The following is a 15,700-nucleotide window of genomic DNA, read 5'->3' on the forward strand; positions in this document are numbered from 1 at the left end:
ATTGTCTTGATGTCACTAATAAAAACTAAATAAATCTAGGTGAAGAGATTCGCTATTAATCAACTTCGAAGCTTACTTAGTAAGAAAACTAATCTTAAAATTTTCTTAATGTAAAAGTACAAAAAGAAACCATTGTTTTTATGTCCGAAAGATAATTACAAAAATTACGAATTAATATACTTCCATTTCTCTTTTAGTTGAACGACAATTATTTAAGTTAAATGGAAACCGTATATCGATGAACTCACTTTTATTTGTTGCAGATCTCTTGTAATTATTATTTTTGCAACTGATAATTATTTATGAGTTTTAAAGAAGAAATAAATAGAAGACGAACATTTGGAATTATATCGCATCCAGATGCTGGTAAAACTACATTAACAGAAAAGCTATTACTTTTTGGTGGTGCTATACAAGAAGCCGGAGCCGTAAAAAGTAATAAAATAAAAAAAGGTGCTACGAGTGACTTTATGGAAATAGAGCGCCAACGTGGTATCTCTGTGGCTACCTCTGTCTTGGCTTTTGAATATAATGGTATTAAAATCAATATTTTAGATACTCCTGGGCACAAGGATTTTGCCGAGGATACTTTTAGAACCTTAACCGCTGTGGATAGCGTAATTGTAGTTATTGATGTAGCCAAAGGTGTCGAGGAACAAACCGAAAAACTGGTTGAAGTTTGTAGAATGCGTAACATCCCAATGATTGTTTTTATTAACAAACTAGACCGTGAGGGTAAGGACGCTTTTGACCTTTTGGATGAAGTTGAACAAAAACTTGGCCTAAAAGTTACACCTTTAAGTTTCCCTATTGGTATGGGTTACGAATTTAAAGGCATTTATAACATTTGGGAAAAGAACGTTAATCTTTTTAAAGGAGATAGTAAGCAGCATATTAACGATACTGTTGAAATTTCTGATTTAAATTCTAAAGAGTTAGATAAACTTGTTGGTGAAAAAGCAGCGCAAACTCTAAGAGATGAGATAGAATTGGTAGAGGGTATCTACCCTGATTTTGATAAAGAAGCCTATTTAAATGGTCATTTACAACCTGTATTTTTTGGTTCTGCATTGAATAATTTTGGTGTGCGTGAATTATTAGATTGTTTTGTTGAAATAGCGCCTAAGCCTAGAGCTAAAAAAAGTGAAGAACGTTTAGTACAACCCGAAGAAAAGGAATTTTCTGGTTTTGTTTTTAAAATTCATGCCAATATGGACCCAAACCACAGAAACAGATTGGCTTTTGTGAAGATTGTTTCTGGAGAGTTTAAACGAAATACTCCTTATTTACATGTAAGGCACGATAAAAAACTTAAATTCTCTAGTCCTAATGCTTTTTTTGCTGAAAAGAAAGAAATTGTAGACATTTCATATCCCGGTGATATTGTTGGTTTACAGGACTCTGGAAACTTTAAAATTGGAGATACTCTTACAGAAGGTGAGGTACTCAATTATAAGGGAATTCCAAGTTTTTCACCTGAACATTTTAGGTATATTAATAATGCAGACCCAATGAAAGCTAAGCAACTTTATAAGGGTATTGATCAATTAATGGACGAAGGTGTTGCTCAGTTGTTTACCTTAGATTATAACGGTCGTAAGGTCATTGGCACTGTTGGAGCGCTTCAATATGAAGTTATTCAATACAGATTAGAGCACGAATATGGTGCAAAATGTACTTACGAAAATCTTAATGTGCATAAAGCTTGTTGGGTACAAACTGATAATGATAAAAGTGATGAATTTAAAGATTTTTTAAGGGTGAAACAACGTTATTTAGCTAGAGATAAGCAAAATCAACTGGTTTTTTTAGCCGACTCAATGTTTACCCTACAAATGACACAACAAAAATATCCTAGTATAACATTTCATATGACGTCTGAGTTTGAATAAAACCATAGCTTTCATCGATTTTATTAAAAATTAAATGTGTTTTGTCGATGTTATTTGCTTTTTAACGGTATTTTAGTTATTCTTGATCATCACTATTTAATTAATAATAAGATTAACCCCAAACTAATCTGCTTATTATGGATGCAAAAGCAAACGTTTACAGCAATAAGGATATTACTGTAACATACGAACCGCGTTGTTGTGTAAATGCTGGTATTTGCGCTAAACAACTTTCAGAAGTATTTAGGAATTCTGTGATTCCATGGATTGATTTAGATGGCGCACACACTGATGTGATTGTAGACCAGATTAAGAAATGTCCATCAGGTGCATTAAAGTATCATCTAAACCAAAAAGATGTGGCCTAAAATATATGATCTACAAAAAAGATCCTTACAGTTATTAACTATAAGGATTTTTTATTTTCGACGAATTCTATCTAAAAATAGAAAATAATTTATTTTAAAAGATTTAAGAGTGTTTTATAAATTTTTGAAGGATATATATAAAAAAAACAAAAAATACATTTATACTTATCTAATTTAACCAATTACAATTACTCTTTTCAATAGAATGTTTTTTTTCTATTTACATTAACTATATCGGACCAATCTTGGCCTGTTGGTCCAAAATTCAATGGAATTGGTGGTTGCTCTCATAAAAAAATTTCGAGCAACTCAAATTCTAAATTTAGGCTTGGCCTGTTGGTCCAAAATTTAATGGAATTGGTGGTTGCTCGTAATCTTTGATTTCACCATGGGCTTTTTCAAATCGCGCTACATTATCACCTAATGCTTTTAGTAAACGTTTAGCATGTTGTGGTGTTAAAATTATTCTAGACTTTACCTTACTCTTAGGTGTACCAGGCATAATACTAACAAAATCAACAACAAATTCTGAAACCGAATGATTGATTATTGCTAGGTTAGAATAAGTACCCTCTGCAACCTTTTCATCTAACTCTATATTTATTTGTCCTTTTTTTGGATTCTTTTTTTCTTCTGACATAATATTAATTTTAAAATTAAAAAAGCCTTCGAACTATAATAGAATGAAGGCTTTTGTTTTATGGGCTCCTAAATGAAGCTTTAGGATAAATTCAACTTACAAGTTTATCTTTGCCTTAGGCTTAATAAACATGAGTCTCATTTAGTTAAAGTTCATTTCTTCTTTAGCCTTCATCATCTGGTCAAACTCTTCTTTAGAACCTACAATGATATTATCGTATTCTCTAACACCTGTACCAGCTGGTATTCTGTGTCCTACAATAACATTTTCCTTAAGTCCTTCTAAAGTATCAACTTTACCATTTACTGCAGCTTCGTTAAGAACCTTAGTTGTTTCTTGGAAAGATGCAGCAGAGATAAACGACTTAGTTTGTAGTGAAGCTCTGGTGATTCCTTGTAATATTGGTGTAGCAGTTGCAGGTTGCGCATCTCTAGCTGTTACAAGGTTTTTATCTTCTCTACGTAATATTGAGTTTTCATCTCTTAGCTGACGTACAGTTACGATTTGACCTGATTTTAGATTCTCGGAATCACCAGCATCTTCAACAACTTTCATCCCAAAAATCTTATCATTTTCTTCAATAAAATCTGATTTATGAACTAATTGATTTTCTAAGAAAATAGTGTCTCCTGAATCTATGATTCTTACCTTACGCATCATCTGCCTTACAACAACTTCAAAGTGTTTATCGTTAATTTTCACACCTTGTAATCGGTATACTTCTTGCACTTCGTTTACTAAGTACTGTTGTACAGCAGATGGCCCTTTGATATTGAGGATATCGTTTGGTGTTACAGAACCATCAGATAGCGGCATACCAGCTTTTACGTAATCATTTTCTTGAACAAGGATCTGGTTAGACAACTTAACCAAATATTTCTTCACCTCACCTAATTTAGACTCGATAATGATTTCACGGTTACCTCGCTTAATCTTACCAAAAGACACCACACCATCAATTTCACTTACTACAGCTGGGTTAGATGGATTACGCGCTTCGAATAACTCAGTTACACGCGGAAGACCACCTGTAATATCACCAGCTTTAGCAGATTTACGAGGTATCTTAACTAAGATTTTACCTACTTCAATCTTATCTCCATCGTCAATCATAATGTGAGCACCAACTGGTAAGTTGTATGAACGGATCGTTTCCCCTTTCTTATCTTCAATCAATAATGTTGGTATCAACTTCTTGTTTCTAGACTCTGAAATTACCTTTTCTTGGAAACCTGTTTGTTCATCAATCTCTACCTGGTAGGTGACGCCTTGCTCAATGTTTTCGTATTTTACTTTACCTGCAAATTCTGAAATAATTACACCGTTATATGGATCCCACTGACAGATAACATCACCTTTCTTCACTTTAGCACCTGGCTTAACAAAAATATGAGAGCCATAAGGAATGTTATTTGTACTTAAAACAATACCTGTTTTAGCATCTGTTAGCTTTAATTCTGAAGTTCTGGAAATAACGACATCTACTTCTTTTCCTTCACCATCCTTAGTTTTCACGGTTTTAAGATCATCTATTTCAGCAATTCCGTCAAACTTAACTGTTAACTTATTTTCTTCTGAGATGTTACCTGCAATACCACCAACGTGGAATGTACGCAGCGTAAGCTGTGTACCAGGCTCACCAATAGATTGAGCAGCCACAACACCGACAGCTTCGCCTCGTTGTACCATTTTACCAGTTGCTAGGTTACGTCCGTAACACTTTACACAAATACCTTGCTTCGCTTCACAAGTTAGTGGTGAGCGAACTTCTATGGTTTCTATGGCTGAATCTCCAATCTTTTTAGCGATATTATCATCAATATGCCCACCAGCTTCGATAATAAGTTCTTCAGTTAATGGATCGTAAACATCATTTAATGATGTTCTACCAACGATTCTAGCTTCTAACTTTTCTACGACTTCTTCATTCTTCTTAAGTGCAGAAACTTCAATACCTCTTAATGTACCACAATCTTCTTCATAAACGATAACATCTTGTGAAACATCCACTAAACGACGGGTTAAGTAACCAGCATCGGCAGTTTTAAGAGCTGTATCTGCAAGACCTTTACGAGCACCGTGAGTAGATATAAAGTATTCAAGAATTGAAAGACCTTCCTTAAAGTTAGAAAGAATAGGGTTTTCAATAATCTCTCCACCACCTGCGTTAGATTTCTTAGGCTTTGCCATTAATCCACGCATACCTGTTAACTGACGAATCTGTTCTTTAGATCCACGAGCTCCAGAGTCTAACATCATAAATACTGAGTTAAAGCCTTGTTGATCCTCACGGATACGCTTCATAGATAATTCAGTTAATTCAGCATTGGTAGATGTCCAGATATCAATAACTTGGTTGTAACGTTCGTTATTAGTGATTAGACCCATATTATAGTTACCCATAATACCATCAACTTGCTTGTTGGCAGCATCAATCATAGAGTGCTTTTCTTCTGGGATAATAATATCACCTAAACTGAATGATAATCCACCTTGGAAAGCAAACTTGTAACCTAATGTTTTTATCTCATCGAGGAACTCAGCCGTTTCAGGAACTGAAGTAACTTTTAAGATTTTACCAATAATATCCCTTAAAGACTTTTTTGTTAAAACTTCATTAACATAACCTGCTGCTTCTGGCACTTTTTCATTAAAAAGTACACGACCAACAGTAGTCTCAATGATTTGCGTTGTTAATTCACCTTCTTCGTTAAAATCTTTTGTTCTTACTTTAATACCTGCATTAAGATCTACCTTCTTCTCGTTGTAAGCAATAGTTACTTCTTCTGGTGAGTAGAATGTTAATCCTTCTCCTTTAACAGTGTATTCTTTATCAGTCTTACGCAACTTGGTCATATAGTAAAGACCAAGTACCATATCCTGAGAAGGTACGGTTACAGGCGAACCATTTGCTGGGTTTAATATATTATGAGAAGCCAACATTAATAATTGCGCTTCTAAGATTGCTTCTGGCCCTAAAGGTAAATGCACTGCCATCTGATCACCATCGAAATCCGCGTTAAATGCCGTACAGACTAACGGGTGTAACTGAATCGCTTTACCTTCGATAAGCTTTGGCTGGAATGCTTGGATACCAAGTCTATGAAGTGTAGGAGCACGGTTTAGTAATACTGGATGTCCTTTAAGAACATTCTCTAAGATATCCCAAACTACAGGCTCTTTTCTATCTATAATTTTCTTTGCAGATTTTACCGTTTTTACAATACCTCTTTCAATTAATTTTCTAATAATAAAAGGCTTGTAAAGCTCTGCTGCCATGTTCTTTGGCAATCCACATTCAAATAATTTTAATTCTGGTCCTACAACAATTACAGAACGTGCTGAATAATCTACACGCTTACCAAGTAAGTTTTGACGGAAACGTCCTTGCTTACCTTTAAGTGAATCTGATAATGATTTTAATGGTCTATTAGAATCCGTTTTTACTGCAGACGACTTACGTGTGTTATCAAATAATGAATCTACAGATTCTTGTAACATACGTTTCTCGTTACGCAGAATCACTTCTGGTGCTTTTATCTCAACCAAACGCTTCAAACGATTGTTACGGATAATTACACGACGGTATAAATCATTTAAATCTGAAGTTGCAAAACGACCACCGTCTAATGGCACTAAAGGTCTTAATTCTGGTGGAATTACAGGAATAGCTTTCATGATCATCCACTCTGGTCTATTCTCTCTATTTTCATTAGATTCTCTAAATGCTTCAACAACTTGAAGGCGCTTTAAAGCTTCTGTCTTACGTTGCTTAGATGTTTCGTTATTAGCTTTATGTCTTAAATCATATGATAACTGATCCAGGTCAATTCTTGCTAATAAATCGATAAGACACTCAGCACCCATCTTAGCGATAAATTTATTAGGGTCTGTGTCTTCTAAATATTGGTTTTCTTGTGGAAGCGATTCTAAAATATTAAGATATTCTTCTTCTGTTAAGAAATCCATTTTTTGTACTGGTTCACCTTCTGCATTCATGGCATTACCTGGTTGTATAACCACATAACGCTCATAATAAATGATCATATCTAATTTCTTAGATGGTAATCCAAGAAGGTAACCAATTTTGTTTGGTAATGAGCGGAAGTACCAGATATGCGCCACAGGGACTACAAGATTTATATGTCCTACGCGATCTCTACGTACTTTTTTCTCTGTTACTTCTACACCACAACGGTCACAAACGATACCCTTATAACGTATTCTTTTATATTTACCACAAGCACACTCAAAATCCTTTACAGGACCAAAAATACGCTCACAGAACAAACCATCACGCTCAGGTTTGTGCGTTCGATAATTGATAGTTTCTGGCTTTAATACTTCACCTCGAGAAGCTGCTAAAACAGATTCTGGAGACGCTAAACCAATAGAAATTTTGTTAAATTTCTGTACTGTATTCTTATCTTGTTTTCTTGCCATGTTTTTTATAGTCTTCAGTTTGCAGTTTGCAGTCTTCAGTCATTTGATTTGCAGCTTATCACTGCTTAATGACGACTGCATACTGCCGACATAATTTTTACTCTTCTAATCTAATATCTAATCCTAAACCTTTTAATTCATGCATTAATACATTAAACGATTCAGGTAGTCCTGGTTCTGGCATTGGCTCACCCTTAACGATTGCTTCGTAAGTTTTTGCTCTACCAATTACGTCATCTGATTTTACAGTTAAGATCTCACGTAGAGTACTTGATGCACCATATGCTTCGAGTGCCCATACCTCCATCTCACCAAAACGCTGACCACCGAACTGTGCTTTACCACCTAATGGTTGCTGCGTAATTAATGAATAAGGCCCTATAGAACGTGCGTGCATCTTATCGTCGATCATGTGACCTAGCTTAATCATATAGATTACACCTACAGTTGCAGGTTGGTCAAATCGATCACCTGTTCCTCCATCATATAAGTAAGTGTGTCCGAATCTCGGTACACCAGCTTCATCTGTAAAGCCATTAATCTGATCTAGAGTAGCACCATCGAAGATTGGAGTTGCATAAGTTCTATTTAACTTTTGACCTGCCCAACCTAAAACAGTTTCATAAATCTGACCAATGTTCATACGAGAAGGTACACCAAGTGGATTTAATACAATATCTACAGGTGTTCCGTCCTCAAGGAATGGCATATCTTCTTGACGAACAATACGTGCAACAATACCTTTGTTACCGTGACGACCTGCCATCTTATCACCTACTTTTAGTTTACGTTTCTTAGCAATGTAAACTTTAGCTAGCTTAATGATACCTGCTGGCAACTCATCACCAACAGATATTGTAAACTTCTCACGTCTTAATGAACCTTGAAGATCATTTTCTTTGATCTTGTAATTGTGAATTAAATCAGCAACGAGCTCGTTTGTATGATCATCAGTTGTCCATTTCCCAGAGGTTAAGTGCGTGTAATCATCAACAGCATTTAACATTTTTAAGGTATACTTCTTCCCTTTTGGTATAATTTCTTCACCTAGATCGTTATAGATACCTTGGGCGGTTTTGCCATTTACTATTGCAAATAGCTTTTCGACTAAAACTGCTTTTAAATCATCAAAATGCTTATCGTAAGCGTCCTCTAGCTTTTCGATGTCTTCTTTATCTTGGGCTCTCTTACGCTTATCTTTTACTGCTCTTGCAAATAATTTTTTATCTATAACAACACCATTTAATGAAGGAGATGCTTTTAAAGATGCATCTTTTACATCACCAGCTTTGTCGCCAAAAATGGCACGAAGTAATTTTTCTTCTGGAGTTGGGTCTGATTCCCCTTTAGGTGTAATCTTACCAATTAAGATATCGCCAGGCTTAATCTCTGCACCTACGCGAATCATACCATTTTCATCTAAATCTTTAGTTGCTTCTTCAGAAACGTTTGGTATATCATTAGTTAACTCTTCGTTACCTAATTTTGTGTCTCTAACTTCTAAAGAGTACTCATCGATATGGATAGATGTAAAAATATCATCGCGAACAACTTTTTCTGAAATTACAATAGCATCCTCAAAGTTATACCCTTTCCAAGGCATAAAGGCTACTTTCATGTTTCTACCAAGTGCTAACTCACCGTTTTGAGTTGCGTAACCTTCACATAAAACCTGACCTTTAGAAACTTTATCTCCTTTTCTAACAATTGGTTTTAAGTTAATAGAGGTACCTTGGTTTGTCTTTCTGAATTTTACTAATGGATATTCTTTAACATCACTGTCAAAACTAACCATTGCTTCTTCTTCAGTACGCTCATACTTTATAACTATTTTTTCTGCATCTACGTATTCTACAATACCTTCACCTTCTGCATTAATTAATACTCTAGAATCTGATGCTACTTGGCGCTCTAAACCAGTACCAACAATTGGTGCTTCTGGTCTTAATAAAGGAACAGCCTGACGCATCATGTTAGATCCCATTAAGGCACGGTTTGCATCATCGTGCTCTAAGAATGGAATTAAAGATGCAGATATAGAGGCGATCTGGTTTGGTGCCACATCTGTATAGTTTACGTTTGAAGGCTCTATTACAGGAAAATCACCTTCTTGACGCGCAATTACTTTATCATGCTGAATTTTACCTTTACCATCAACTTCTACTGTGGCTTGGGCAATCATCATTTCTTCTTCTTCCTCTGCACTAAGATATGTTGGTGCATTCTTTATATCCACAACACCATTTTCAACTTTTCTGTATGGAGTTTCAATGAATCCCATGGCGTTCACTTTGGCATATACCGAAAGTGAAGAAATAAGACCAATATTTGGCCCTTCAGGTGTTTCAATAGGACATAGGCGACCATAGTGCGTATAGTGAACGTCACGCACTTCGAAACCTGCTCTTTCTCTAGAAAGACCACCTGGCCCTAGTGCTGATAAACGACGCTTATGAGTAATCTCTGCTAATGGATTAGTTTGGTCCATAAACTGAGACAGCTGGTTAGTACCAAAGAACGAATTAATTACTGAAGATAATGTCTTAGCATTAATTAAATCTATAGGAGTAAACACTTCGTTATCACGAACGTTCATACGCTCGCGTATGGTACGTGCCATACGAGCTAAACCAACACCAAATTGAGACGATAATTGCTCACCTACTGTTCGTACACGACGGTTAGATAAGTGATCTATATCATCAATCTCTGCTTTAGAATTGATTAGCTCAATTAAATATTTTATAATAGTTATGATATCCTCTTTGGTAAGTACTTGTTTGTCCATACCAATATCTAAACCTAATTTCTTGTTCATTCTGTAACGACCTACTTCACCTAAAGAATAACGTTGGTCTGAGAAGAATAATTTGTCAATTATACCACGTGCAGTTTCCTCATCTGGCGGCTCTGCATTACGTAATTGACGATAGATATGTTCAACAGCTTCTTTTTCAGAGTTTGTTGGATCTTTTTGTAATGTATTGTGAATAATTGCGTAATCTCCTTGTTGTGCACTTTCTTTGTGTAAAAGAATTGTTTTTACACCTGCTTCAAGGATTTCTTCAATATTATCTTTGTCAACTATTGTGTCACGATCTAAAACAATTTCGTTACGCTCAATAGATACAACCTCACCTGTATCTTCGTCCACGAAATCTTCGTGCCATGTGTTAAGCACACGTGCAGCAAGTTTGCGACCAATAACTTTCTTTAATCCAGATTTAGAAACTTTCACTTCTTCTGCAAGATCAAAAATTTCTAAAATATCTTTATCACGCTCAAAACCGATAGCACGGAAAAGCGTAGTAACAGGTAATTTTTTCTTTCTATCAATGTAAGCGTACATCACACTATTGATATCTGTAGCAAATTCTATCCAAGATCCTTTAAAAGGAATAACTCTTGCAGAATATAGCTTAGTACCATTAGCATGAAATGACTGGCTAAAGAATACACCTGGTGAGCGGTGTAACTGAGATACAACCACGCGCTCAGCCCCATTGATACAAAAAGTACCACTAGGCGTCATGTAAGGGATTGTACCTAAATAAACATCTTGAACGATTGTTTCAAAATCTTCGTGTTCCGGATCTGTACAGTATAGCTTTAATCTAGCTTTTAAAGGAACACTGTATGTTAAACCTCTTTCTATACACTCTTCTATGGTATAGCGTGGTGGATCGATAAAGTAATCTAAAAATTCTAATACAAATTGATTACGAGTATCTGTAATTGGGAAGTTTTCCATGAAGGTATTGTACAATCCTTCATTTTCTCTTGCTTCTGACTTTGTTTCTAATTGGAAAAAATCCTGGAAGGATTTAATTTGAATATCCAAAAAGTCTGGGTAATCTGTTCTATTTACAATAGAAGAGAAATTAATTCTTTCAGCCTTTTTTGCTAACATTGATGAACGAGATTTTATTAAATAAAAACTAAAAATGTATATAACGTTTATATACACAAAAGGGTTTAGGTCTTAGAGGAACACTCCAGACCTAAACCATATGTTGTAGGTTAAGCTGAGCTTACTTAAGCTCAACCTCAGCTCCAGCTTCTTCCAAAGAAGATTTTAAGCCTTCTGCTTCATCTTTAGAAACACCTTCTTTAATTGTACTTGGTGCTTCATCAACTAAACCTTTAGCGTCTTTCAATCCTAAACCAGTTAATTCTTTAACTAATTTTACAACTGCTAATTTAGAAGCACCTGCTGATTTTAATACTACATCAAATTCTGATTTTTCTTCTGCGGCTTCACCACCACCTGCAGCTCCACCACCAGCAGCAACTGCAACTGCAGCAGCAGCCGGCTCAATACCGTACTCATCTTTTAATATAGTAGCTAATTCGTTAACTTCTTTTACCGTTAAGTTAACTAATTGTTCTGCGAAATCTTTTAAATCTGCCATTTTTCTATTGTTTTAATGTGTGTTTTTTATTTTAATTTCTAAGTGTGTTCTTTTTATTATCCTTCTCTTTCAGATAATGTCTTAACTAAACCAGCGATTGTACCTCCACCAGATTTAAGCGCCGAGATAACATTCTTAGCAGGCGATTGTAATAATGTAACAATCTCACCAAGTAATTCTTCTCTTGACTTAATTTCAACTAAAGTATCTAATAAATCATCGCCAATATAAATTGCTTCTTCAATGAAAGCTCCTTTTAACAGAGGTTTTTCAGATTTCTTACGAAACTCTTTTATAACCTTAGCAGGAGCATTTCCTGTTTCTGAATACATAACAGAAGTGTTTCCTTTTAAAGTAGATGGTAAGTCACCGAAATCTTTTTCAGAGGCTTCCATAGCTTTTTCTAAAAGTGTATTCTTTACTACAGCTAACTTGATGTTAGATTTAAAACAAGCTCTTCTTAAATTTGAAGTTGTTGCTGCATCTAATCCTGAGATATCTGCTAAATAGATATTAGTATTATCTGCTAATTGAGCAGTCAACTCTTCAATTACTACCGATTTTTCTTCTCTTGTCATAATATTCTTAGTTTAACTACTATCCTATTTTTGTGTCTATTGCAATACTCGGACTCATGGTACTAGACATGTATATACTTTTCATGTAAGTACCTTTTGCAGCAGTTGGTTTTAACTTCATTAATGTAGTTAACAACTCATTTGCATTGCCAACTAATTTTTCTGCGCTAAATGACGCCTTACCAATTGGTGCATGTACGATGCCTGTTTTATCTACTTTAAAATCAATTTTACCAGCTTTTACTTCACTTACAGCTTTTCCAATATCCATTGTTACTGTTCCTGTCTTAGGATTTGGCATAAGACCTCTTGGTCCTAAAACTCTACCTAATGGTCCTAACTTACCCATGACGCTTGGCATTGTAACGATAACGTCTACATCTGTCCAACCATCTTTTATTTTTTGTAAGTATTCATCTAATCCAACATAATCCGCACCAGCTTCTTTAGCTTCTGCTTCTTTATCTGGAGTAACTAATGCAAGAACCTTCATATCTTTACCTGTACCATGTGGTAGTGAAACTACACCACGAACCATTTGATTGGCTTTACGTGGATCTACACCTAATCTTACTGCTAAATCTACCGAAGCATCAAACTTAGTGTATGTGATTTCTTTTAGTAAAGCTGAAGCTTCTTCTAAAGAGTAAAGTTTATTTTTATCAACTTTAGCTCTTGCTTCTTTTTGCTTTCTTGTTAATCTTGCCATTTGTAAAAATTTAGTTTGGAGCTTCACCTCCTTTAACAGTGATACCCATCGATCTTGCAGTACCAGCTACCATTTTCATAGCTGATCCGATTTCGAATGCATTTAAATCTTGCATTTTATCTTCTGCAATTGCTTTAACTTGATCCCAAGTTACCTTTGCTACTTTGCGTCGGTTAGGTTCTCCAGATCCTTTCTTTACTTTGGCCGCTTCTAATAATTGCACTGCAGCTGGTGGTGTTTTGATTACAAACTCAAAAGATTTGTCTTTGTAAACAGAAATTACCACAGGTAATACTTTACCTGGCTTATCCTGAGTTCTAGCGTTAAACTGCTTACAGAACTCCATGATATTAACTCCAGCGGCACCTAAAGCGGGTCCAACCGGTGGCGATGGATTCGCAGCACCTCCCCGAACTTGTAACTTAACTACTTTGTCTAGTTCTTTTGCCATTTTTTAAAATTTAGTGCGTCTCGTCTATGTTGGAAGCTAAGACTAACGCTATCTTTATTGTAACAATTATTATAACTTTTCAACTTGCATATAACTTAATTCTAATGGTGTTTTTCTTCCGAAAATCTTAACCATTACCTCAAGCTTACGCTTTTCTTCAAATATTTTTTCGATAGTTCCATCAAAACCATTGAATGGCCCATCAATAACCTTAACAGTCTCTCCTTTTGTGAATGGAATCGCAATATTAGCATCTGCCTCAATTGCCAATTCATCAACTTTACCTAACATCCTATTAACTTCAGACTGTCGTAATGGCACAGGATCTCCACCCTTAGTTTCCCCCAAGAAACCAATTACATTGGTGATTGACTTAATAATGTGAGGTATCTCACCGCTTAAGTTAGCCTGTATCATTATATATCCGGGAAAATAAACTTTTTCCTTATTTATTTTTTTTCCGTTACGGATCTGAATAACTTTTTCTGTAGGAACTAAAACTTGATCTACATAATCTTCTAGACCCAATCTTGCAATTTCGTTTTCGATATAGGTCTTTATTTTATTTTCTTGACCACTTACTGCTCTAACAACATACCACTTTTTATCTGACATCTCCCTTGCTGTATTTTGTTAGTTTAATAAATCGAAATATGCTTTAACCGCTCTACTGAAAACAGTATCAACTCCCCAAATAGCTAAAGAAAAAATAATTGAAAATACTGCTACAATCACAGTCAATCTCTGAGCTTCTGGCCAAGGTGTCCAGGACACATTGTTTTTTAACTCGTCGAATGATTCTTTAATATATGTTATTAATCCTGCCATTTGTATATTATTTAGAGGTTATTTTAACCTGTTATCTAACTCTGCACGGGTTGAGAGACTCGAACTCCCGACACCTGGTTTTGGAGACCAGTGCTCTACCAACTGAGCTAAACCCGTAAATAATAATCAAGGCATCCTGAAATTTCAGGACACCTTAATTAATTTATTTCAACTATTTTGTTTAGTCTAAAATTTCAGTTACCTGACCTGCACCAACTGTTCTACCACCTTCACGGATAGCGAAACGTAAACCTACGTTCATTGCAATTGGTTGAATTAACTCGACAGTTATAGTTAAGTTATCGCCAGGCATTACCATCTCAACACCATCTGGAAGAGAAATATTTCCAGTTACATCAGTTGTACGCACGTAGAACTGAGGACGGTAATTATTGTGGAATGGAGTGTGACGCCCACCCTCTTCTTTCTTAAGAATATAAACCTCAGCTTTGAATTTTTGGTGAGGAGTTACAGAACCAGGCTTAACGATCACCATACCTCTAGAGATTTGAGTTTTCTCAATACCTCTTAATAAGATACCAGCGTTATCACCAGCTTCACCTCTATCTAAGATTTGACGGAACATTTCGATACCAGTAATAGTAGATGTTAATTTCTCAGCACCCATACCAATAATCTCAACAGGGTCACCTGTATTAGCTACACCAGTTTCAATACGACCAGTTGCTACAGTACCACGTCCAGTAATTGAGAATACATCTTCGATTGGCATTAAGAAAGGCTTATCCATATCACGTACCGGCTCTTCGATCCAGCTATCGCAAGCTTCCATAAGCTCCATTACAGTATCAACCCACTTTTGCTCACCGTTTAATGCACCTAATGCAGAACCAGCGATTACAGGACCATTATCACCATCATACTCGTAGAAAGATAATAAATCTCTAATTTCCATCTCGACTAATTCTAATAACTCTTCATCATCAACCATATCCACTTTGTTCATGAATACTACGATGCGAGGAATACCTACCTGACGACCAAGTAAGATATGCTCACGAGTTTGTGGCATTGGACCATCTGTTGCAGCAACAACTAAAATAGCACCATCCATTTGAGCAGCACCAGTAACCATGTTCTTTACGTAATCCGCGTGACCTGGACAGTCCACGTGAGCGTAGTGACGGTTTGCTGTTTGATATTCTACGTGAGAAGTATTAATTGTGATACCTCTTTCTTTTTCTTCTGGTGCATTATCGATTTGATCGAATGCTCTTGCTTCAGATAAACCTGCATCAGCTAATACTTTAGTAATAGCAGCAGTTAAAGTTGTTTTACCGTGATCTACGTGTCCAATAGTACCTATATTTAAGTGTGGTTTTGAACGATCGAAAGTTGCCTTTGCCATGTTTAATTTA

General features: G+C 35.7%; 12 protein-coding genes and 1 tRNA gene. 2 read left to right on the plus strand and 11 right to left on the minus strand.

The window, feature by feature from the left end; all coding sequences use genetic code 11:
- Positions 1-302: 302 nt before the first annotated feature.
- Entirely contained in the window at positions 303-1,892 is a 1,590-nt protein-coding gene (locus tag BWZ20_RS04880; protein WP_076617113.1) for a peptide chain release factor 3, read from the plus strand.
- A 137-nt stretch (positions 1,893-2,029) separates the two neighbouring features.
- Positions 2,030-2,260: a (4Fe-4S)-binding protein gene (locus BWZ20_RS04885; protein ID WP_076617116.1), complete on the plus strand. Its 231-nt coding sequence runs from the start codon at positions 2,030-2,032 to the stop codon at positions 2,258-2,260.
- Between the two features lie 322 nt (positions 2,261-2,582).
- Here BWZ20_RS04885 and BWZ20_RS04890 read toward each other — a convergent pair whose 3' ends face one another.
- The 11 genes from BWZ20_RS04890 to tuf all read right to left on the minus strand — a co-directional run bounded on the left by BWZ20_RS04890 (position 2,583) and on the right by tuf (position 15,690).
- Entirely contained in the window at positions 2,583-2,900 is a 318-nt protein-coding gene (locus BWZ20_RS04890; protein WP_076617118.1) for a DUF3467 domain-containing protein, read from the minus strand.
- A 141-nt stretch (positions 2,901-3,041) separates the two neighbouring features.
- The gene (gene rpoC, locus BWZ20_RS04895; protein WP_076617121.1) at positions 3,042-7,343 is read right to left on the minus strand and encodes a DNA-directed RNA polymerase subunit beta'; all 4,302 of its coding nucleotides are present in this window, start codon (positions 7,341-7,343) and stop codon (positions 3,042-3,044) included.
- Positions 7,344-7,440: 97 nt separating this feature from the next.
- On the minus strand, positions 7,441-11,253 hold the full coding sequence (gene rpoB, locus BWZ20_RS04900; protein WP_076617124.1) for a DNA-directed RNA polymerase subunit beta: 3,813 nt from the start codon (positions 11,251-11,253) through the stop codon (positions 7,441-7,443).
- A gap of 121 nt (positions 11,254-11,374) precedes the next feature.
- A complete protein-coding gene (gene rplL, locus BWZ20_RS04905; RefSeq protein ID WP_076617127.1) occupies positions 11,375-11,755 on the minus strand; it encodes a 50S ribosomal protein L7/L12 in 381 nt (126 codons plus the stop codon).
- Positions 11,756-11,811: 56 nt separating this feature from the next.
- Positions 11,812-12,333, minus strand: a complete 522-nt coding sequence (gene rplJ, locus BWZ20_RS04910; protein ID WP_076617129.1) for a 50S ribosomal protein L10 — start codon at positions 12,331-12,333, stop codon at positions 11,812-11,814.
- 19 nt (positions 12,334-12,352) lie between these two features.
- Entirely contained in the window at positions 12,353-13,042 is a 690-nt protein-coding gene (gene rplA / locus BWZ20_RS04915; protein ID WP_076617132.1) for a 50S ribosomal protein L1, read from the minus strand.
- 10 nt (positions 13,043-13,052) lie between these two features.
- Positions 13,053-13,493 carry a 50S ribosomal protein L11 gene (rplK, locus tag BWZ20_RS04920; protein WP_076617134.1) on the minus strand — a complete coding sequence of 147 codons (441 nt, stop codon included), beginning with the start codon at positions 13,491-13,493 and terminating at the stop codon, positions 13,053-13,055.
- A 69-nt stretch (positions 13,494-13,562) separates the two neighbouring features.
- The gene (gene nusG / locus BWZ20_RS04925; RefSeq protein WP_076617136.1) at positions 13,563-14,108 is read right to left on the minus strand and encodes a transcription termination/antitermination protein NusG; all 546 of its coding nucleotides are present in this window, start codon (positions 14,106-14,108) and stop codon (positions 13,563-13,565) included.
- A gap of 18 nt (positions 14,109-14,126) precedes the next feature.
- Positions 14,127-14,321, minus strand: coding sequence for a preprotein translocase subunit SecE (gene secE, locus BWZ20_RS04930; RefSeq protein WP_076617139.1), 195 nt, complete (start codon positions 14,319-14,321; stop codon positions 14,127-14,129).
- Between the two features lie 44 nt (positions 14,322-14,365).
- A tRNA-Trp gene (locus tag BWZ20_RS04935) sits at positions 14,366-14,438 on the minus strand.
- Between the two features lie 64 nt (positions 14,439-14,502).
- Complete coding sequence (tuf, locus tag BWZ20_RS04940; RefSeq protein ID WP_076617142.1) at positions 14,503-15,690, minus strand: elongation factor Tu; 1,188 nt, start codon at positions 15,688-15,690, stop codon at positions 14,503-14,505.
- Positions 15,691-15,700 lie beyond the last annotated feature (10 nt).

It is taken from the genome of Winogradskyella sp. J14-2 (assembly GCF_001971725.1).
In the GTDB taxonomy this organism is placed as follows: domain Bacteria; phylum Bacteroidota; class Bacteroidia; order Flavobacteriales; family Flavobacteriaceae; genus Winogradskyella.